Source organism: Variovorax sp. YR216, assembly GCF_900107745.1.
Taxonomy (GTDB): Bacteria; Pseudomonadota; Gammaproteobacteria; order Burkholderiales; family Burkholderiaceae_C; genus Variovorax.
The window spans coordinates 68,350-87,237 of record NZ_FNRO01000012.1 but is presented as its reverse complement, the minus strand read 5'-3'; the positions used below and the strand labels follow the sequence as shown (position 1 = coordinate 87,237).

Here is an 18,888-nt window from a genome sequence, read left to right as displayed (position 1 = left end):
TGACGTCGAGCCCAGGTTCACGCCGATCCGCTCGCTGACCATCCGGCCAGGAGTAGCCCGGTTGCCGCGATCCAGCTGCCGGCCACGCGAACGACGATTCGTGCCCACTGCAGGCGCATGGCGACCACCTGCGCCGACGCCAAGGCGATCAAGACGAAGGTAGAGCCCACGATCCCTACGAGCCCACTCGCCTCTCGGCCCATCATGGCGATGCCCGCGCCATTCAGCCACCCATGGAGAAGTCCCACGGCGGCGGCGAGCACGGCCAACAGACGCAAGCTCAGCCTGATGTCGGCCGCCACGAGAGTGCCGAGAAGGAGCAGGGACAAGGACGCGACGCCATCGGGCAGGCCCGCCGTGCCGCTGTGAAATCCGGCCAGGCCGCCGGCGAACCATGCCCCAGGCAGCACAAACAAGGCCATGCGCCCCGCGGCTGCGCCGTTCAGCCCCGACAGTAGCGCCAGGCCGACCACTGGCAACAGATCCTCGACGCTCAAGAACAAGTGCGAAATGCCGTCGTAGACAGGACCGAGGCCCGTGGTTGCCAGATGAGCCCCGGCCGTCCCGGACCAAAGCAGCAGCCACGCGCCGGCAACAGCCGTTGCACCTCGCTTGCTCATAGCGCCCGCCACAGGAAAAGCACGCCCGCTGCGCCGATGGCGGCGCCGGCCAAGCGCAACCCCGTCCGCCCCCATGGCCATCGATGGATCAACCCGATCGCGACTCCCGTCGCGTGCAGACAGCCGGTGGCCACAACGAAGCCGACGCTGTAGAGATGGCCGCTGTGTCCGGGTGGCAGTTCAGTACCGTGCGCATGGCCGTGGAATACCGCGAAGAGCCCAACGATCGCGATGGCGACCCCCAATGGGGGACGTGACTGCGTTGCCACCATCGAGCCGAGCAGAATCCCGGAAGCCGCAATTCCGATCTCGACCCCCGGCAGCGGCACCCCGATGAGCCCGAGGAATCCACCGAACGCCATGACCATTGGGAAAGCCACGGGCAGCAACCAGATCGCCGGCGCCCCAAGCTGCGCCCCCCACAGGCCGACCGCGACCATCGCCACCACGTGATCGAGGCCCGAGACCGGGTGCATCAAGCCGCTCAGGAAGCCGGCGGCCTGACCTTGCGCCACGTGCGCCGCAGCCGGCGTGGCGAGGAACACGCTCGCGCACAGCAGCACCGACCGGGCGACTACTTGTCGCGCGAGCGCGTGCGCTTGTGCCGCCTTCATAGCAGCACCACGCATCGCTGAATCGTCCAGAACGCGCCGAGCGAGCCGACGACATATCCCGGCACAGCCTGCCCCCAGCGCGACCAGCGGATCTCGAGGATGCGGAACGCGCGCCCGAGCAGCAGCACAAGCATGACGAAGGCCAACTGGCCGATCTCGACGCCCACGTTGAACAGCAGCAACGCGACCGGAATCTCCGCCCTGGGCAGTCCCATGGCCGAGAGGCCGCTCGCGAATCCGAAGCCGTGCAGCAATCCGAACGCGAATGCCACCACCCAAGGATGACGGATCGTGAAGCTCGTGTCGCCCCGCCTCACGCGAATGATCTCCGGGCCAAGAAACAGGATGGACAGCGCAATCGCGGCATTGAGCGGCACCAGCGGCGCGCTCGCATAGCCCAGGGTGGCGACAGCGAGCGTGATGCTGTGGGCAATGGTGAACGCCGTGATCGTCTTGGCGAGCATCCAGCGGTCACGCACGATCAGTAGCAGGCCAAGCACGAACAACAGGTGATCGACGCCGAGAAGGATGTGTTGCACGCCGAGCTGAAAGTATGAAAGCGCCCGTTGCGCGCCGCTCGTGGCCGCGCCGAGGGTGAACGTCGGATTGACCGGGCGCAGCAGATCGTTCTCGACCCTGCCATCGGCGTGCTGGATGCGCACGAGCACATCGGTCATCGTGGTCTCGAGCCCCGCGATGCGAATCGTCTTGCCTGCCAGCCCGCCGTTGCAGCTCAACGTGCCGTGGACCACCACGGCACCCGGCGAAAGCTGCTGCCGGTCCGGCGTTGCAAGGCGGCAGCCATCCGGCACTTCGGGCGCAATCTGGATCTCGACCTCGCCGCCGGTCGGCCGCTTCCACAGGAACGCATAGGTGGATGCGTCGCTTTCGCGAAGCTCGAGGTAGCCGGGCCGCAACTCGTGGGCCTGCGCCGCGCCTGTGGCGCCGAGGGCAATACATGCGACGGCCATCTGCCGCCAGAGATGCGGCAGCCAGCGCGTGATCATGAACCGCCTCCGGCCGTGGCCGGCGCTTCGACGGCGCTTGCGCGTGCGTCGTCGACGACGACGGTGTACTTTGCCAGCAGCCGCTGGTACATCGCGGCAAGCTGGCGCTTGCGGCGATCTTCCAGGAACTCGCGCTCCACTTGCGCGCGCACCGTGGCGAGGTCCGGCAACGAGCCACCGATGAAGTCGCGCACCAGCACCAGGTGCAATCCGTAGCCTGACTTGATCGGCCCCGTCCACCTGTCCTTGGCGGATGCCTCGATGAGCCGGGCGAAACCCTCGCCAAACACGCGGTCGATGTCACGCTCGCCCGAGAGCTCGATCTCCTGCGGCAGCATCGTCGGATCGCCCACTTCGTCGACCGGCGCGGCGGGGCCCGCGGCGTCGAGCCGGCCGAGGATCGTGCGGGCATCGGCATCTGCCGCACGGCCGCGCCGGTCGGGACTCACGTAGACCTGGCGAAAAGCGATCCGCGACTCCACACGGAAGGCATCGGCATGCGCGCCAAGCCAGGCCTCCAGTTCACGGTCGGATGGCGGCGCGACCTCGGCAGCATCCTCGACCAGGAACTCGAGCTTCTGCCGCAGGCGTCGGCGAATGACGGTGTCGTCCCGATCGAGCCCGGTCGCGAAGGCCTGACGCACCGCGACCTCCTCGCGGACCCAGTCATCAATCAAGCCCTTCAATTCGGCTTCGGTCGGAGGGCGCTGCCAAGCCTTGGTATAGCCTGCCGCCAGATGCTCGATCTGCCCCGACGTGATCGCAATCCGCGTTCCGCCCGGGCCGGCATCGCCGTACCAATGGGAGCCCAGGAAGATGGCGGCCCCGATCGCCACGAAATGCACCAGAGGCTCCCGAAGCAGGGACTTCAACTGCATCTGGCGGGCTCCTTTGATGCGACGTTCGAATCCGACCTGGGCTCAGGGCGTGTACCAGATCGGCGCCGTATAGGCGCGCTCCTGGAGCGCCATGGTCGTGTCCGCGAGCGCCTTGATGCCGAAGCGCTTTGCGTCGTAGGCTGTCCAGCGCGGGGTCGGAATCTCGACCACGCGGGCGTAGTAGAAGGCCCGCTGCCTGGGATCGAATTCAGGGTCCTTCCAGACAGCGATGAGTTCCGGCCCACCGATCGAGTTGGTCCAGGTCGCGCTTTCGACGTCCACGGTATTGCCCACCGGTGTCGGGCACCGGCCGTCGGCACCGATCGAACGCCCGCCGGAAACCGCGACGTCGTAGATGCGCTCCTGCGTCTTGCCATCCTTGTCGAGCCAGCCCTTGATGATCTGGATGCGGTCGAGATTGGCGCCGATCGGGTCCTTCAATGCCGCAACGAGGAAGGTTGGAGGCTTGCCCTGCGGAGCATTGTTCAGGTCCCCGCCCATCGGCACTCCCTTGGCGTAGCCCACGGCGGCCGGCATTCGATTGGTCGCGTCGCCGGGCGAGAACTCCCATCCACCGAAGAAGCGAACGACCATGCGCGGACCGGTGGTGGCGTAGGTCTCGCGACGCTTCATCGCGTCGAAGATCGCCTCGCGCGTGTTCTCGGTGGCCCACACCGCAGCGTAGCCCGAGGCGCTGACCTCCCAGTCCATGATCTTGACACCGGTCTTCGGGTTGTCCACGAACACCTTGGTCAGACGCTCCGGGCTCGGCTCCTGTGGCGCCGTCTTGCCGAAGAAGTTGTCTTCTTCCATCGCGGACAGGCCTGTGTGCGCATCGCTGCTGCCGATCATGCCGAACTTGTACGGGTTGGTGCCGAGCTGGGCCTCCAGCTTGAGCCCGTTCTTGAGTGCCGACCGCGCATATTCGTACTCGAGCATGTCTTTCCTCTTCGCCTCGCTTCCGTCGAGGTTGCCCTTGTCCCAGATCTCGTAGCTCGCGAACTCGTCATTGGGCGAGAGGAACGGATGGGCCTCTCCGGTGCCCTTGGTCTGCGTGACCTCGTACAAAGGCTCCCATCGGGCGCGCGTCTGCACGTAAGTCCTGTCGAGCTTCTTGCCGAACGCCTCGACCAGCGGGAACATGCGCCCGTTGCTCAGATTGCCGTTGTGGGCGATGGCCAGCACTTCGCTGCCGGTCTTCTGCTCCGTGGCGGTCATCCACTTCCACAGGTCGACCGGGTTGTCGCTGCCCAGTGGCGGCAGGGTTGTGAACGGTTCGACCAGGATGGCCTGGGCGCCGTTGCCGCGAAAGATGACATTGCGGTGCAGGTTGTTGCCGCCGGTGTTCGAGGTCCATTCGTAGCCGATGAATGCCGTGAAGCGCCCGGGCTCGTTATAGGCTTCCGCCGCCTTGATGGTCTGCTGCCAGGCGTTTCGGTAGGCCGGCGTTCCGGGTGTCGGAAATCCCTTGGGCATTTGCCCTCTACCAAAGCTGCCGATGATGTCCAGCGCAGCATCCGCACCCTGTCCACCCTTGATCTGGTCGTACCACTTGCGACCCTGAGGTGTCGCGAGCAGCTCGGGATCACCGCTCATCAATTGGGGAAAGAAGCCCATGCCATCCGAGTGATCGGCCACGACCAGGAAGTCGAGCGGGCGCGAGAGTTTGACCGGCTGGCCGCTGTTGGAGGTGATCTCCTCGCCTCGCGCGAAGCGGTACGCATCCTTGGGTGTGAGGCGCGCGCCGAAGGCGCCGGCGTCCATCGAGAAGGCCGTATGCAGGTGGGTGTCGCCGAACAGCGGTTGTGTCGGGAAGTTGCGGCCCGCGTAAGGCGAGTAACCGGCCTTCGATGGGAATACCTTTTCCAGCCTGGCCTTGTCCGCGGAGCCGATTTCGGTCTGGTCCGCGGCCAACGCAGTGGATGCGACGCTTCCGAACAAGGAGGCCGCCGCAAGGGCAACAGAAAATGATGGTTGGCGCACGGTCAGGCTCCTTCTCGTGATCTTGTTCCTCGCCCCCGCAGTCTAGGCAGGGGCAACAAGGGCCAATTGACAAAGATCAATCCGCCTCTCGAGAGGCCGTGCCCCTATTTCACGGTATATCCGCGCCCCTCGAGGCATGCGGCGCGCGCCTTTCCGAACGCTGCCTGTTTCTGCTGCGATGCAGCCGCCTGCTGTTGACTGGCGGAGCTCGCGGCGGCGGCATTCTGTCGCCGGCTTTGCCCGCGCGCAGCCGCCGCACCGGCGGCCGCACCGGCACTCGCGTTTCCGCCGACGGCTTCGCCGACGATCGCCCCTCGCGCCGCACCGCGTGCACCTGCACCCGGGGTCGTCCCCGTTGCGGTGGTAGGTGGTTTCGCCGCAGGTGCCTGCGGCGGCGGCTTGGCCGGATCGAATCCGGACTGGTTCACCGCCCACGAGTAGCAGGCGGCTTCGTCGCTCTTTTGTTGTTCTGGGCTCTGTCCCTTGGCTGGGTACACGAACTGTTGCGCGCCGGCGCTCGAGATCAACATGGCGGACAAAGCCAGACAGCACAGGTTCCGTTGCGTCATTTTCGTTTCCTTTCGGGTTGGTTGATCGTGGGTTAGTTGATCGTGGTCGCGGCGAAGGCCACCGCCTATCGCCCCTCGGGCAAGGCATGCGCAGCGTCGTCGGCAGGGCTGATGGCGATGGTCGCCCCTGCATCCTTGAGCAGGCGCTTGAACTCTGGTGAGTCCCTGACGATCGTTGCCGCAGCGGCGCGGAGTCGATCGACTGCCTCCGGCGGAAGGACGAATGACGTCGGCAAATTGTTCAGGTAGCTGCGTTCCGTCTCATCCTTGAGCGCGGGAAACGAAACATCGATGACGTAGAGGTCCACCGATGGCGTCGTCAGCAGCTTCGCCGTCGCAGGGTCCTTGTTCTGGACGAACGCCGGAGACGCCGCCAATCGCCGCAACGTCTGCCATCGAGCGACGATGTCCTTGAGCGTCTCGACGGTGTCGTACGAATAGTGATCGATGGGGACGCCGGTCGCCTTGATGAGGAGGGCGATCTCGCTGGGAGGACGTTCTTTCTCGGGCCAGTCGGACTTTGGCGTGGAGCGCGAATTGACGATGAACAGGACGATTCTTCGCGCGTTGTCCAAGGGTGTCGGCTCCCCCACGGACTTCAAGGCTTCCATGTTGTCGAGTGTCTCCAGGATCCCGCGCATTCCGAGGTTGTCCGAGAGTCCGCCGTCGAGCAGGTGGATGTAAGGCTGGTGCACGCTGTCTTCGTACGCAAGAAGATCCTGCACATGCGCGAGGTAACGCGCGGCCGGGCGCGGCGTTGCAGGTGCCGCCGGATCTGAAAATGCCGCAAAGGCCGCGGGCACAGCGTAGTTGCAGGTGCCGCCATAGTTGTGGAGGGTCACGGGCGAGAACGCCAGCGGCACCGCGGAGGATGCCGTGGCCGCGCGAGACAGCGGGACGGCATTGAGGTCCGAGCAAAGAACGTCGAATATCCCCTGATGAAATCCGATGCGCGCGCCGCTCGTGATGTCCGTTGCCGAGGCGACGACGAACGGGCCCTTGCCGTTGTCGAGGTCTGCGAACGTCGCTCCATGGAAGAGGATTTCGTCGTAGAGCTTGGAGGCGGTCTCGGAGCGTCCCCATGCAGTCCATGTCGAAGGATTGAGCACGCGGTGAAGCAAGTCTCCCTGCACGTTGCGCTTGAGGAAACTCGACGCGTAGAAATCAAACAGGTTCTCGCCGTAGAGGCCGTAGGCCAAGGCGGTGAAGCTGCCCCCGGACACGCCTGTAATCACATCCACCTCATCGAGCATTCGAATCTTGATGCCCTTGGGGCCGGTGAGCTCCATGGTCCGCAGCGCCTCCAGCACACCGTAGGAGAAGGCCGCAGCGCGGGTGCCGCCTCCTGAGAAAGCGAGAACCACCAGGTTCTCCTTGTCCTTGAATTGCGTGGCGCGCGTCACGTACCTGTAGCCGGTGCTTCGGTCAATCTTCGCAATCGGCGGGTTGACCGGATATGACGTGGCGCAGCCCCCGATCAGCAGGGCCATCCCGAACACATAGAGCAGGTAAGGCAAGGAGCCGAGCATGGGCCACCCGAGTCATGGGAGAAGGCAGTATTCAATCGAGCGCACCCAGCAAGATTGACGCAGATCAACTGGCCCAACGATGCGCTCGGCGATTGCAGGCATCCGCTCGGACTTGAAGCTCGGGCCCTTGCCCGGGAGCACCGTTTCCGTGAGTTCCAGCAGCATCCTCAACGCCCTGGACTTTGGCGCCATGGGCACGCTCGAAGCCCGCAAGGGTGACTGGGGTGGCATGCTCGACATGCAGTACGTGAAGCTCGGCGTGTCCAACCGGGTCGCCGGGGGGCTCCTGGGTGGTTACAACGTCGACTTCGTGCAGCAGATCTACACGCTGGCCGGCGCCCGCTACGTCCGTGCCAAGACGGACCTCGACATCTCGCCGAGCCTGAGCGGACCCGGTGGGCAGATCGGATCGTTGACGCGACGCGCCCCGAGCAAGGTGCTACCCACAAAGGGCAAGAACCGCCGCCGCCGTCAGCCGTTGGCCATCTGCGCGCAAGTCCCGGTGCCGATCGACCCTCTCATATCCACGAACGAGAACCTGCTTGCGTCACGAGATTCCTTGCCGCCGGTATAGATTCTCAGCACGATGACCGAGCCCCCGGCGGGGTCGATGAAGAGTGCCATCGCAGAGTCGTCGTGGTCATCACCCCTTTGCTTGACCTGGAAGGTCAGCCTCCACACGGTGCTTCCGGCGCTCAGGTAGCGAACCGATCCAGTGGCCTCGTCATAGAGCAGCATTTCACCCACGCGCTGGAAGTGCATCAGGATGGGATCTTCTTTCTGCTGCTCGAGCGCGCCCCCGGGCTTGACCTCGTAGACGTGGCGAAGGGTGCACCGCCAGACGGCCGCATGAGCCAGGTTGCCACAAGAGGCAAGCCACACGACAAGCAGCAACCGAAAACAGACCATGAGGCACCTTCGGGTGGGTCCAGGTGAGCACCATTCTGCCCGCGAAGACGAGCTTGCCGACCGCCGCCGGGGGACCAGGAGCACCTGAAAAGTTGGTCGAACGAGAAATTACCTTGGTGCATCAGCGAAAATTCCGCGATGCGTCGTTTGCTTTTCTCGATCCTTCTGGCCCTCCCGTTCACCCTGCACGCGGCACCTCAAACCTGCCTGGTCGTTGGCGTCTCCGACGGCGACACCTTGAAGGCCCGCTGCGGCCGGCCCGGTAACTACGAGGAGATCAAGGTGCGGCTCAACGGCATCGACGCCCCGGAGAAGCACCAGCCCTTCGGTGAGCGAGCGAAGCAAGCGATGTCTGATCTGATCTACATGAAGGACGCCGAACTCGATTGCATCAAGACCGATCGCTACGGACGATCGGTCTGCAAGGTGCATGTCGCTCCGGCATCGGCGCCGAACGGACCGAAAACTCTTGATGCCGGCTTGGCGATGGTTACCGTCGGGATGGCCTGGTGGTATCGCGCCTACGCGCGCGAGCAAACGCCCCAGGAGCGAGGGCAGTACGAGTTCGCCGAGATGGAAGCAAAGGCCAAGCGGGTCGGGCTGTGGCGCGATCCTGACCCGGTAGCCCCATGGGACTGGCGGAAAGCCCAGCGTGAGCACTGAATGGCCGCGTGCGAGGCTGCCTTGACGATCCAAGACCTGATCAACCAAACGATGGTGCTGGCCTACAGGCTGTCCGGGTACGCATTGCTCAACCTGGCGGACGATGTCGCCATCCTGGCGTTCATGTTCTGTTGATCGCGTCCCCGCGTAGGGGTCACACGGCAGGCAGAAGAGGCTGACAGAATTGGGCCGGCAGCCCGAAGGAGCTAGATTGCCGGCATCACCTCCGCCAAAGCAATGATCTGCTCGCGAACCCAGCGCACGCCTGGGTCGTCCTCGCGATAGCGATGCCACTGCAGGACTTCGGTCAGCCTGGGTGTTTCCAGCGGGGGCTCCAGCAGTCTCAGCGGCATCGCCTGCACGAACTGCTTCGCCAAGCGGGTCTGGACGGTCGCGATCCGGTGGGTGCCGACGACGAAGCGCGGCATCAGCAGAAAGCCGTGCGCGACCACTTCGATGCGGCGGGTGCTGCCGTGTTGATTGGCGTACCACTGCTCGAACCACGGGTTGCTTCCTTGGTCCGCCTGATACACGACATGACCGAGCGACTGGTATTGGTCGAGCGTGATGCCGTCCTGCAGAGCCTTGTTCTGCTGGCATGCGATCACGTGGTAGGTGTCTTCGAAGAGGATCGCCTGCGGATGCTCTGGCAGCGTCAGATGCGCCGGCGTGACCAGGAAGTCGACGCGCCCTTGGTCCAGGTCCTGCGCCATGCCGCTATGTGTCGGCCGCACGTCGAAGGTCAGGTGCGGGGCCATCTGCGCAATGCGACGCAGCGCCTCGGCGAGCAGCACCTGCGTCACATAGTCGGAGGCGATCACACGGAAGTGCCGATGCGCCGTAGCAGGCTCGAACTCGGGCTTCACGCCCAACGTCGCATCGACCTGCAGGATGATGTTGCGCACCGGATCGATCAGGCTTTCCGCACGCGGCGTCAACTGCATGCTCCGGCCGAGCGGCACGAGCAGCGGGTCTTCGAAGTAGTCGCGCAGGCGTGAGAGCACGCCACTCATGGCGGACTGTGTCATGTGCATGCGCTCGGCAGCGCGGGTCACGTTGCGCTCGGCCAGCAGTGCGTCGAGTGCGATCAGCAGGTTCAGGTCGATGCGCTGGTAACGCATTCTTTGTCTCCGTCGGGTTGCAGCGATCTTAGGGCAGCGAGGTATCGGGCCGCGCGATGGCTGCCATCGGGAGATTCGGTTTGTGCACGGAGATGGCCGCACCTAAGCTGCGCGCACTTTTCCTCCAGAGCATGATCAAGAACAACCCACTTCGCGGCTGGCAGGTCGATCGGGCCGCGATCCGACATGTCGGCCACGACCTCCAGCGCCCTGAATGCGTGCTGGCCGAGCGCGATGGCACCTTGTGGGCCGCGGACGCGCGTGGCGGCGTGATGCGCATCGCACCTGACGGCACGCAGCGGCTGGTCGCTCCTTCATCACCCACCGATGGCCACACGCCGACGGACTTCGACAAACGCTATGTGCAGAGCCAGGGGTCGCTGCCCAACGGGCTGGCGTTCCTGCCCAATGGCGACATCGTCATTGCCAACTGGGGCAGCGATTCGGTCGAGGTCATGAGCCGCGAAGGCCAGGTGCGCCGTCTCTTCGACCGCATCGATGGCCGGCCGCTGGGCAAGGCCAACTTCGTGCTGCGCGACCGGCGCGGGCGCATCTGGCTCACGGTCACGACCCGCATGCAGCCGTGGACCGATTCGATCAACGCCCGCGCGCGCGATGGCTACATCGCGCTCATCGACGAGCGCGGTGCACGCATCGTGGCGGACGGATTCGAAGGCACCAACGAAGTCCGCATGGACGCCAACGAGGAGTGGCTGTACGTCGTGGAGAGCAATGCCCGTCGCATCTCGCGCCTCGAGGTGCGGAACGACGGCTCGCTCGGCACGCGCGAGACCTATGGCCCCGAGCGCTTGCCCGGCTTCCCCGACGGCTTCGCCTTCGATGCGTTCGGCAACCTCTGGGCCACGCTGGTCATGAGCGACCGCCTGGTGGCGATCACGCCCGAGGGCGACCTGCTGACGCTGCTGGACGACGGAAACCCCGAGGCCACGCGCGCCCTCGACGCCCACTACGAAGCCCGCACGCTCACGCCTGAGATCATGGCCGCCGCCTGCGGAACGCTTGCACCGTGGATGGCGAGCCTGACCTTCGGCGGTCCGGATCTGCAGATCGTCTACCTCGGCAGCCTGCGCGGCACCACCTTGCCCAGCTTTCGCTCCCCCGTCGCGGGGCTGGCCCCTGTCCACTGGAACGAAGACCTCCACGCATGAAGCTCGCCACACTCAGGAACGGCCACAAGGACGGCCGCCTCGTCGTCGTCTCGCGCGACCTGCAACGCGCGGTCGCCGCCGATGGCATCGCGCCATCGATGCTCGACGCCATCGAACGATGGAGCGACACCGCGCCGCGCCTTGCTGCGCTCTACGAGGCACTGAACGCCGGCATTGCCGCGGACGCCTTCCACTTCGACACCACCGCTGCAGCAGCCCCATTGCCGCGCGCGCCGCAGTGGTGCGACGGCTCGGCCTTCCTGAACCACGGACGGCTGATGGAAAAGGCCTTCAACATCGATCCGATTCCGGACAGCGACAAAGTGCCTTTGATGTACCAGGGCGGCTCCGACGACTTGCTCGGGCCGCGCGACGACCTGCCCTTGCCGGACGAAGCGCATGGCATCGACTTCGAAGGCGAGTTCGGTGTCATCGTCGACGAGGTGCCGATGGGTTGCCCCGCGTCCGCGGCGCTGGGCCGCGTACTGCTGCTGGTGCAAATCAACGATGTGAGCCTGCGCGCTTTCGGCCCCCGCGAGATGCGAACGGGGTTCGGCTTCTTCCAGGCCAAGCCGTCGTCGAGCTTCGCGCCGGTGGCGGTCACGCCCGACGAGATCGGCGATGCCTGGAAGGACGCGCGCGTGCATCTGGACCTCACGGTCGAATTCAACGGCCGATGGTTCGGTGATCCCAACGGGCGCGAGATGAACTTCGGCTTCGACCAGCTCATCGCCCACGCGGCGACCACGCGGCGGCTGTCGGCGGGCACCATCATCGGCTCGGGCACTGTCTCGAACGCCGGCGGCGCGAAGGGATCGGCATGCATTGCGGAGCGCCGTGCGATCGAGCTGATCGAAAAGGGCGCGAGCGCCACACCCTTCATGCGCTTCGGCGACCGCGTCCGCATGGAAGCGCGCTGGAACGACCGACCGGTCTTCGGCGCCATCGACCAGCGCATCGTGAAGGCGCCCCGGGCAGCCGCTTGAAGGAGACCGCCATGCCGCGCTTTGTCGACCTGTCGATCTATCTCGAAAACGATGTGCTGTCGGACCCGCCTCCGCTCGCACCGAAGATCACCTACCAGAAGCACGCGGAAACGCTGCCCGAGTTCATGCAGCTGATTCCGGGCACGAAGCCGGAGGACTATCCGGAGGGCGAAGCGGCGGCCGCCGAATGGGTGAGCCTTTCCACGCACAACGGCACGCACCTGGACGCGCCTTATCACTTCCATTCGACGCAGGATGCGAGGCTGGGAGGCAGCCGGCCTTCGATCACCATCGACCAAGTGCCGCTGGACTGGTGCTTCCGGCCCGGCGTGAAACTCGACTTCCGCCACTTTCCCGATGGCTACGTCGCCACCGCGAAGGACGTCGAGGTGGAGCTGCAACGCATCGGCCACGTGCTTCGCCCGATGGAGATCGTGGTGGTCAACACGCGCGCCGGTGAACGCTACGGCCACAGCGACTTTGTTTCCGCCGGATGCGGCATGGGCTACGAGGCCACCATGTACCTGCTGGAGCGCGGCGTGCGCCTGACCGGCACGGATGCCTGGAGCTGGGATGCGCCGTTCAGCTACACCGCACAGCGCATCGCGGAAACCGGCGACACCTCGCTGATCTGGGAAGGGCACAAGGCCGGGCGCGACATCGGTTACTGCCACCTGGAGAAGCTGCACAACCTCGAATCGCTTCCCGGCGATGGCTTCACCATCTGCTGCTTCCCCCACAAGATCCGCGGCGCGTCCGCAGGCTGGACGCGGGCCGTGGCGATCTTCGAGGACTGACGATGAAGGTGCTCGTGACGGGCGCTGGTGGCTTCATCGGCGCGCATCTGCTGGGGCTGCTACGGTCGCAGGGCGCGATCGGCGGACGTGCGATCGATTCGCTCGTGGCATTGGATCATCGGCTCGATTCGATGGCCGGCGTCATCACCCTCGAAGGTGACCTCGCCTGCCGCGACATCCAGCGGCGCATCGCGCAACTGGCGCCGGATGTGTGCTTCCACCTCGCCGCGGTGCCGGGTGGAGCGGCCGAAGCAGATCCCTTGCTGAGCCGGCGCATCAACCTCGATGCCACGCTGGACCTCTTCCAGACGCTGGCCGATGCGGCGCCGCGCGGGCGAGCGCCGGTGGTTGTCTATGCCAGCACGATCGCGGTGTACGGCAGTCCGTTGCCCGACCCGGTGACGCCTGCGACGCCGCTGCGTCCGCCGATGGTCTACGGCGCGCACAAGCTGGCGTGCGAAATCCTGCTCACCGACTTCACGCGGCGTGGCCTGCTGGACGGCCGATCGCTGCGTCTGCCGGGCATCGTCGCGCGGCCGCGTGCGCCGTCCGGGCTGGTGTCCGCGTTCATGAGCGACCTGATGCATGCACTGGCGGCCGGGGAGCCTTTCACATGCCCTGTGAGTGCCGATGCGACGGCATGGTGGATGTCCGCCCGCCGGTGTGTGCAGAACCTTGCTCACGCTGCAAGCATGGATCCCGGCAACGCGGAACGCGCATGGCCCTTGCCGGTGTTGCGCCTCTCCATCTCGCAAGTCGTCCACACGCTCTCACGAATTCATGCTGTCCATGGAGAGCGCCTGGTGCGCTATTCGCCGCAGCGTTCCGTGGAGGCTGTCTTCGGCCGCTATCCGGTGCTGGACGACCGCGTCTCGCGAGCGCTCGGGCTGCGAGACGACGGAACGCCAGAAGCACTGGTGCGACGCGCACTCGATTTGGGCTACCGCGACCAGGCGGCCCCGGAACCCGCGTGGGCATGAACCTTCTTTTCAATTGCGGCGAGTGCCGTCTTTAACCATGACCTTTCATAACCCGACCCGTCGCCGTCTCCTGCGCAGTGCCGCCGCGGTGCCGCTCCTGCCCATTGCGCCGCTGGCGTCCACCGCGATGGCGCAAGGCTCGACCGCCTATCCCACGCGCCCGATCACCTGGGTCGTGCCGTATCCGGCCGGCGGCTTCGGCGATGCCTTGTCACGCATGCTGGCGCAGAAGCTCTCGGCGAGCCTCAAGCAGCCCGTGATCGTGGACAACCGCCCCGGTGCCGGCGGCCAGATCGGCGTGAACTTCGCCAAGCAGCAGCCGGCCGATGGCTACACGCTGCTGTACGGGGACCTCGGGCCGTTTTCGATGAATGCGGGCCTCTACCCGAAGCTGAGCTACGACACGCTGAAGGACTTCACACCGCTCTCGCGCCTGCTGGTGTCGCCCACGCTGGTGATCGTGCCCGCCAACAGCCGGCTGCAGTCCTGGCAGGACCTGTTGCAGGCCGCGCGCGACAAGGGTCTCAACTACGGCTCCTACGGCATGGGTAGCCAGCCGCACATCTGGATGGAGATGCTGAACGCCGAGATCAAGGGCAAGCTCACCCATGTGGCCTACAAGGGCGGCGCGCCCGCGGTGCAGGACCTGCTGGCCGGCCACATCGATCTCATGCTCGACGTGACGCCGAGCAGCATTCCAATGGTGCGCGAGGGCAAGGCCCGCGCGCTCGCGGTGGTGGGCAGCGAGCGCAGGTTGCCGCAGTTGCCGCAGGTGCCGACCGTCGCGGAGCTGGGCCTGCCTTCGCTCAACGTCCCCGGCTGGACCGGCGCCGTGGTGAAGGCCGGAACGCCCGAGCCGATCGCCAACCTGCTGCACGACGAGCTCGTGAAGGCGGTTCAGCCCCCCGATGTGGTGCAGCGCTACACCGACCTCGGTCTCGTGGTGGCGCCGAGCTCGCGTGCCGAGTTCGGCGAACTCATCCGCACCGAAACCGCTCGCTGGGGCAAGGTGATTCACGAAGTCGGAGTACGTCTTGAGTAAGACACAAGCGTCGGCGCTCTTCGATCTGCACGGCCAGGTGGTGCTGGTCACCGGCGCCTCGGGCGGACTGGGTCAGGCGATCGCGCTGGCCTGTGCGGGGCAGGGCGCCGACCTGGTTCTCTCCGACCGCGAGGGAGATGCCGCGGAAGCCGCGCATGCCGTCGCCGCGCGTTGCCGCGACATGGGCGTGCGGGCCGGCGTCATCGCCGCGGACCTGTCCGATGCGGAACAGGCCGATGCGCTCGGTGCGCGTGCCATCGAGATGTTCGGTCGCATCGACACGCTGGTGTGCAATGCCGGCATGCAAGGGCCCGCGGGACCGCTGCTCGCCACTGACCGAAGCGACTGGGAGCGCGTGTTCCAGGTGAACCTCGCGAGCGCGCATGCGCTTTGCGCGTCGCTGGTGCCGCCGATGGCCGAGCGCGGCAGAGGCTGCGTGATCCTCATGGCCAGCATCGCCGCGCTGCGGGGCAACCGCGCGATCGGGCTCTACGGCATGAGCAAGGCGGCGCTCGCGCAGATAGCACGCAACCTGGCTGTGGAATGGGGTCCGCACGGCGTGCGGGCGAACGCGATTGCGCCGGGTCTGATCCGCACGCCGCTCGCCGCCGATCTGCTGGCGGACCCGGCCTTCATGACCCGTCGCCTTGCGATGACACCGCTGCGCCGCATCGGCGAGCCGCATGAGGTAGCTGGCGTGGCAGCGATGCTGGCGTCGCCTGCTGGGGCCTTCATCAGCGGGCAGACACTGGTCGTCGACGGCGGCACGCTGGTCTCGGACGGCGACTGACCCCCATGTTCAAGTACTTCCCCACCCACTACGTCTGGAACCTCTCGGTCGACCTCGCCATCGAGATGGGCGCACGCATCGGCGAGATCGAAGCCATGTGCGCACCCCTGCAGGAGGCCGCGAAGCAACCCGATGCGGCCGCCTCGATCGCCTTTCGCGAAAGCTGGGAGCGCATGGCCGACCAGCTCTGCGAACTCGCGCGCGAGGATGAAGCGCGCGGCCGTCTGATCTCGGCCGGTGACAAGCTCGGGCGAGCCGCCACCTACCTGATCACCGCCGAGCGTCTGCAGGCGCACGGCGCGCCCGGCCGTGCGCTGCTGTACCGCCGCTTTCTCGACACCTTCGCGCGCGGCGTGCGGCTTGCAGGCGAGAACTGCGAACGCGTCGAGATCCCGTATGGCGACGCGCATATCGCAGGCCTCTACGTGCGTGCCGAAGGCGTGCCGCCCGGTGGCCGTGCACCGGTGCTCGTGCAGGTCAACGGGCTCGACTCGACCAAGGAAATGAAATATCGCGTGGGCTTGCCGCGCTGGCTCGCGCAGCGCGGCGTGGCATCGCTGGTCATCGACCAGCCGGGCTCCGGCGAAGCGCTGCGCCTTCATGGCATGACGGCGCTCGTCGAATCGGAACGCTGGGCGACGCCGGTCGTGGACTGGCTCGAACAGCGCGCGGACATCGATCCGCATCGCATCGGCATGGAAGGCGTGTCGCTCGGCGGCTACTTCTGTCCGCGCGCGGTCGCTTTCGAGCCGCGATTTGCCTGCGGGGTGGTGTGGGGCGCCAACCATGACTGGCGCGATGTGCAGCTCAAGCGACTGGCGCGCGAAGGCAGCCTTCCGGTTCCGCACTACTGGGAGCACGTCCGCTGGGTCTGGGGCGCGAAGGACCAGGCCGATTTCCTGCGCATCGCGGAGCGGGTGCATCTGGATGGCGTCGTCGAAAAGATCCGCGTGCCCTTCCTCGTGACGCACGGCCAGAAGGATTCGCAGATTCCGCTGCACTGGGCCCAGCGCACCTACGACCAGCTCGTGAACAGCCCGAAGCGCGAGCTCAAGTTGTTCACGGATCGCGAAGGCGGCGAGCAGCACTCCAGCTTCGACAACTCGGCCAACGCCGGTGCGTACATCGCCGACTGGGTGGCCGAGACGCTCGGCGGGCGCACTGCTTTGCCCATCACAAAGGCACCGGAGACCACCCTATGACGAATCGAAGAACCTTCCTTGCCGGCGCGCTCGCAGGGCTGGCACCCATCGCGGGCATACGCGGCGCCTGGGCGGCTGACGACGCCTTTCCCCAGAGGCCTATCAAGCTGGTCGTGCCCAACCCGCCCGGCGGCCCCTCCGACATCGTCGCGCGCTTCCTCGCCGAATCGATGCGCGCGACGCTCGGCCAGCCGCTGGTCATCGACAACCGGCCTGGTGCCGCGGGCCTCATCGGCACCGCGGCGGTCGCCAGCTCACCCGCCGACGGCTACACGGTGCTGGTCACGTCGCGCTCGAACCACATCGTCGCGCCGCTGGTTCAGCAAGGCGCACAGGTCGACCCTGCGCGCGAGTTCGCACCCGTGGGCCTTGCGCTTCGTGCAGTCGGCATCCTCGCGACGCCGGGCAAATCGCCATGGCGGACGCTGCGCGAATTCATCGCGCAGGCCAAGGCGCAGCCCGGCAAGCTGTTCTACGGCAGCGCGGGCATCGGCGCGACCAACCACATCGCGATCGAACAGTTCAAGTCGCTGGCGGGTATCGATCTGGTCCATGTTCCGTACAAGGGATCGGGCCCGCTGATCACCGGTCTCATGGGCGGCGAAGTCCAGCTCGCGCTGCTGGATTTCTCGTCGGCGCAAGCCGGCCTCAAGGGCGGCACCATCGCACCGCTCGCACAGACGGCTTCGCGCCGCCTCAGCTCGATGGCCGAGGTGCCGACACTCGCCGAATCGGGCTTCCCGCATTTCGACCCGTCGTTCTGGATCGGACTCGCGGCGCCGCGCGCAACACCAGCGCCGGTGATCGCGCGCCTGAACAAGGCGCTGGACGTGGCACTCGCGGACACGCAGATGAAGGCCCGCGCGCAGATCAATGGCTGGGAACTGGTGGGCGGATTGCCACAGGTACTCGAAGCCACCATCCGTCAGGACATGGCCGACTTCCCGTCGCTGGTGCGTCGCCTGGAACTGAAGACCTGACCGCCCGTGCCCCACCCCCGTTCGCAATACGCAACAGAAGCAAAGAGGCAAGAGGATGACAACACCGAACACGATTTCGCGGCGCACCGCGCTCGGCATGGCTGGCGTGCTGCTGGCTGGAGCAACGGTCGCCGCGCGCGCACAGGCCCCATATCCATCGCGACCCGTGCGCCTCATCGTTCCGTTTCCGGCCGGCACGTCGCCCGACGTGATCGCGCGGCTGTGGGGCGACGAATTCGCAAAGGCCACCGGCCAGCCGGTCGTGGTGGAAAACCGCTCCGGCGCCAGCACCATCATCGGGGCGCAGACCGCTGCCAGTGCGCCTGCGGATGGGTACACGCTGCTCTGGACGGTGAACAACACCTTCTCGATCAATCCCTACGTCTACAAGAAGCTGCCCTACAAGGCCGAGGACTTCGTACCGGTCACGCGGATTCTTTCGGTGCCTTATGTGCTGGTCACATCCAATGAGTCGAAGATCCGCTCGCTGCAGGACCTGGTCCGCGAAGCGAAGGCCAGGCCGGATGCGATGACCTACGCAAGCGCTGGCATCGGGCAGGGCACGCATGTGGCCATGGCTCGCTTGCTCAACCAGGCGGGCGTGTCGATGACGCACGTGCCCTACAAGGATTACTTCCTGCCGGACGTCATCGCGCAGCGTGTCGACGTCGCCTTCGACGCGAGTACCGGCGCGATTCCGCAGGTAAAGGCCGGCAAGGTCCGCGCGCTCGGCGTTTCCAGTCCCCATCGCATCGAAGGCCTGCCCGACGTGCCCGCAATCGCCGAGATCTATCCGGGATTCGTGGGTGATTCGTGGCACGGCATCTTCGCGCCCAAGGGAACGCCGCAACCAGCGCTCGCGGTCTTGCTCGCAAACTCACAACGCATCGTCTCCGCAGCGGATTTCCGCGCCAAGCTGCAAGGCTATGGCTTGACGCCGGTGGGTGAGCCACCGGAAGCCTTCAGGCGCTTCCTGGACGAAGATGCGCGCGCCTGGGCCAAGGTGGTCAAGGACAACAAGATCGCCGCCGAATAGTGAGCCCCACACC

Annotated in this window: 19 protein-coding genes; 11 read left to right on the top strand and 8 right to left on the bottom strand. The window is 66.0% G+C overall.

Annotated elements, in window-relative coordinates; translation table 11 throughout:
* Window positions 1–17: 17 nt before the first annotated feature.
* The 7 genes from BLW05_RS24650 to BLW05_RS24620 form a co-directional block, all read right to left on the bottom strand.
* Window positions 18–620, bottom strand: coding sequence for a HupE/UreJ family protein (locus tag BLW05_RS24650; RefSeq protein WP_177142797.1), 603 nt, complete (start codon window positions 618–620; stop codon window positions 18–20).
* Window positions 617–1,234, bottom strand: coding sequence for a HupE/UreJ family protein (locus BLW05_RS24645; RefSeq protein ID WP_093166198.1), 618 nt, complete (start codon window positions 1,232–1,234; stop codon window positions 617–619). The genes BLW05_RS24650 and BLW05_RS24645 overlap by 4 nt, the downstream gene beginning before the upstream one ends.
* Complete coding sequence (locus BLW05_RS24640) at window positions 1,231–2,241, bottom strand: HupE/UreJ family protein (protein WP_218135220.1); 1,011 nt, start codon at window positions 2,239–2,241, stop codon at window positions 1,231–1,233. Before BLW05_RS24640 ends, BLW05_RS24645 begins: the two co-directional genes overlap by 4 nt.
* Window positions 2,238–3,119, bottom strand: a complete 882-nt coding sequence (locus tag BLW05_RS24635; RefSeq protein WP_093166197.1) for a peptidyl-prolyl cis-trans isomerase — start codon at window positions 3,117–3,119, stop codon at window positions 2,238–2,240. The genes BLW05_RS24640 and BLW05_RS24635 overlap by 4 nt, the downstream gene beginning before the upstream one ends.
* Before the next feature lie 42 nt (window positions 3,120–3,161).
* Window positions 3,162–5,102 (bottom strand): DUF3604 domain-containing protein, encoded by a 1,941-nt coding sequence (locus tag BLW05_RS24630; protein WP_093166196.1) that lies wholly within the window; start codon window positions 5,100–5,102, stop codon window positions 3,162–3,164.
* Window positions 5,103–5,206: 104 nt separating this feature from the next.
* A complete protein-coding gene (locus tag BLW05_RS24625) occupies window positions 5,207–5,671 on the bottom strand; it encodes a hypothetical protein (RefSeq protein WP_093166195.1) in 465 nt (154 codons plus the stop codon).
* 65 nt (window positions 5,672–5,736) lie between these two features.
* The gene (locus tag BLW05_RS24620) at window positions 5,737–7,161 is read right to left on the bottom strand and encodes a patatin-like phospholipase family protein (RefSeq protein ID WP_256330477.1); all 1,425 of its coding nucleotides are present in this window, start codon (window positions 7,159–7,161) and stop codon (window positions 5,737–5,739) included.
* Window positions 7,162–7,348: 187 nt separating this feature from the next.
* Here BLW05_RS24620 and BLW05_RS35530 point away from each other — a divergent pair, with 187 nt between their 5' ends.
* Both BLW05_RS35530 and BLW05_RS24605 read left to right on the top strand, forming a co-directional pair.
* Window positions 7,349–7,774 (top strand): hypothetical protein, encoded by a 426-nt coding sequence (locus tag BLW05_RS35530; protein WP_143044910.1) that lies wholly within the window; start codon window positions 7,349–7,351, stop codon window positions 7,772–7,774.
* A gap of 473 nt (window positions 7,775–8,247) precedes the next feature.
* On the top strand, window positions 8,248–8,772 hold the full coding sequence (locus BLW05_RS24605) for a thermonuclease family protein (protein ID WP_093166191.1): 525 nt from the start codon (window positions 8,248–8,250) through the stop codon (window positions 8,770–8,772).
* 206 nt (window positions 8,773–8,978) lie between these two features.
* Here the strand turns inward: BLW05_RS24605 and BLW05_RS24600 are convergent, their stop codons facing one another.
* Window positions 8,979–9,893, bottom strand: coding sequence for a LysR family transcriptional regulator (locus BLW05_RS24600; RefSeq protein ID WP_093166190.1), 915 nt, complete (start codon window positions 9,891–9,893; stop codon window positions 8,979–8,981).
* 92 nt (window positions 9,894–9,985) lie between these two features.
* Between BLW05_RS24600 and BLW05_RS24595 the strand changes: the two genes are divergently transcribed.
* The 9 genes from BLW05_RS24595 to BLW05_RS24555 are packed head-to-tail and all read left to right on the top strand — an operon-like array spanning window position 9,986 to window position 18,875.
* Entirely contained in the window at window positions 9,986–11,062 is a 1,077-nt protein-coding gene (locus BLW05_RS24595; RefSeq protein WP_256330476.1) for an SMP-30/gluconolactonase/LRE family protein, read from the top strand.
* Window positions 11,059–12,048, top strand: coding sequence for a fumarylacetoacetate hydrolase family protein (locus BLW05_RS24590; protein WP_093166189.1), 990 nt, complete (start codon window positions 11,059–11,061; stop codon window positions 12,046–12,048). The genes BLW05_RS24595 and BLW05_RS24590 overlap by 4 nt, the downstream gene beginning before the upstream one ends.
* 11 nt (window positions 12,049–12,059) lie before the next feature.
* Window positions 12,060–12,845: a cyclase family protein gene (locus BLW05_RS24585; protein WP_093166188.1), complete on the top strand. Its 786-nt coding sequence runs from the start codon at window positions 12,060–12,062 to the stop codon at window positions 12,843–12,845.
* Window positions 12,846–12,847: 2 nt separating this feature from the next.
* On the top strand, window positions 12,848–13,825 hold the full coding sequence (locus BLW05_RS24580; protein WP_093166187.1) for an NAD-dependent epimerase/dehydratase family protein: 978 nt from the start codon (window positions 12,848–12,850) through the stop codon (window positions 13,823–13,825).
* Between the two features lie 37 nt (window positions 13,826–13,862).
* Complete coding sequence (locus tag BLW05_RS24575) at window positions 13,863–14,867, top strand: Bug family tripartite tricarboxylate transporter substrate binding protein (protein ID WP_093166186.1); 1,005 nt, start codon at window positions 13,863–13,865, stop codon at window positions 14,865–14,867.
* Entirely contained in the window at window positions 14,860–15,657 is a 798-nt protein-coding gene (locus BLW05_RS24570) for an SDR family NAD(P)-dependent oxidoreductase (protein WP_093166185.1), read from the top strand. The genes BLW05_RS24575 and BLW05_RS24570 overlap by 8 nt, the downstream gene beginning before the upstream one ends.
* Window positions 15,658–15,662: 5 nt before the next feature.
* A complete protein-coding gene (locus BLW05_RS24565; protein ID WP_093166184.1) occupies window positions 15,663–16,859 on the top strand; it encodes an alpha/beta hydrolase family protein in 1,197 nt (398 codons plus the stop codon).
* Window positions 16,856–17,839 (top strand): Bug family tripartite tricarboxylate transporter substrate binding protein, encoded by a 984-nt coding sequence (locus BLW05_RS24560; protein ID WP_093166183.1) that lies wholly within the window; start codon window positions 16,856–16,858, stop codon window positions 17,837–17,839. The genes BLW05_RS24565 and BLW05_RS24560 overlap by 4 nt, the downstream gene beginning before the upstream one ends.
* Window positions 17,840–17,894: 55 nt before the next feature.
* Window positions 17,895–18,875, top strand: a complete 981-nt coding sequence (locus BLW05_RS24555; RefSeq protein ID WP_093166182.1) for a Bug family tripartite tricarboxylate transporter substrate binding protein — start codon at window positions 17,895–17,897, stop codon at window positions 18,873–18,875.
* Window positions 18,876–18,888: the final 13 nt, after the last annotated feature.

Excerpts from the sequence above, each read along its gene's own strand:
- BLW05_RS24650 (WP_177142797.1), bottom strand. The coding sequence starts at position 620 with ATGAGCAAGCGAGGTGCAACGGCTGTTGCCGGCGCGTGGCTGCTGCTT.
- BLW05_RS24645 (WP_093166198.1), bottom strand. The coding sequence starts at position 1,234 with ATGAAGGCGGCACAAGCGCACGCGCTCGCGCGACAAGTAGTCGCCCGG.
- BLW05_RS24640 (WP_218135220.1), bottom strand. The coding sequence starts at position 2,241 with ATGATCACGCGCTGGCTGCCGCATCTCTGGCGGCAGATGGCCGTCGCA.
- BLW05_RS24635 (WP_093166197.1), bottom strand. The coding sequence starts at position 3,119 with ATGCAGTTGAAGTCCCTGCTTCGGGAGCCTCTGGTGCATTTCGTGGCG.
- BLW05_RS24625 (WP_093166195.1), bottom strand. The coding sequence starts at position 5,671 with ATGACGCAACGGAACCTGTGCTGTCTGGCTTTGTCCGCCATGTTGATC.
- BLW05_RS24620 (WP_256330477.1), bottom strand. The coding sequence starts at position 7,161 with ATGGCCCTGCTGATCGGGGGCTGCGCCACGTCATATCCGGTCAACCCG.
- BLW05_RS24605 (WP_093166191.1), top strand. The coding sequence starts at position 8,248 with ATGCGTCGTTTGCTTTTCTCGATCCTTCTGGCCCTCCCGTTCACCCTG.
- BLW05_RS24600 (WP_093166190.1), bottom strand. The coding sequence starts at position 9,893 with ATGCGTTACCAGCGCATCGACCTGAACCTGCTGATCGCACTCGACGCA.
- BLW05_RS24595 (WP_256330476.1), top strand. The coding sequence starts at position 9,986 with ATGGCCGCACCTAAGCTGCGCGCACTTTTCCTCCAGAGCATGATCAAG.
- BLW05_RS24590 (WP_093166189.1), top strand. The coding sequence starts at position 11,059 with ATGAAGCTCGCCACACTCAGGAACGGCCACAAGGACGGCCGCCTCGTC.
- BLW05_RS24585 (WP_093166188.1), top strand. The coding sequence starts at position 12,060 with ATGCCGCGCTTTGTCGACCTGTCGATCTATCTCGAAAACGATGTGCTG.
- BLW05_RS24580 (WP_093166187.1), top strand. The coding sequence starts at position 12,848 with ATGAAGGTGCTCGTGACGGGCGCTGGTGGCTTCATCGGCGCGCATCTG.
- BLW05_RS24575 (WP_093166186.1), top strand. The coding sequence starts at position 13,863 with ATGACCTTTCATAACCCGACCCGTCGCCGTCTCCTGCGCAGTGCCGCC.
- BLW05_RS24565 (WP_093166184.1), top strand. The coding sequence starts at position 15,663 with ATGTTCAAGTACTTCCCCACCCACTACGTCTGGAACCTCTCGGTCGAC.
- BLW05_RS24560 (WP_093166183.1), top strand. The coding sequence starts at position 16,856 with ATGACGAATCGAAGAACCTTCCTTGCCGGCGCGCTCGCAGGGCTGGCA.
- BLW05_RS24555 (WP_093166182.1), top strand. The coding sequence starts at position 17,895 with ATGACAACACCGAACACGATTTCGCGGCGCACCGCGCTCGGCATGGCT.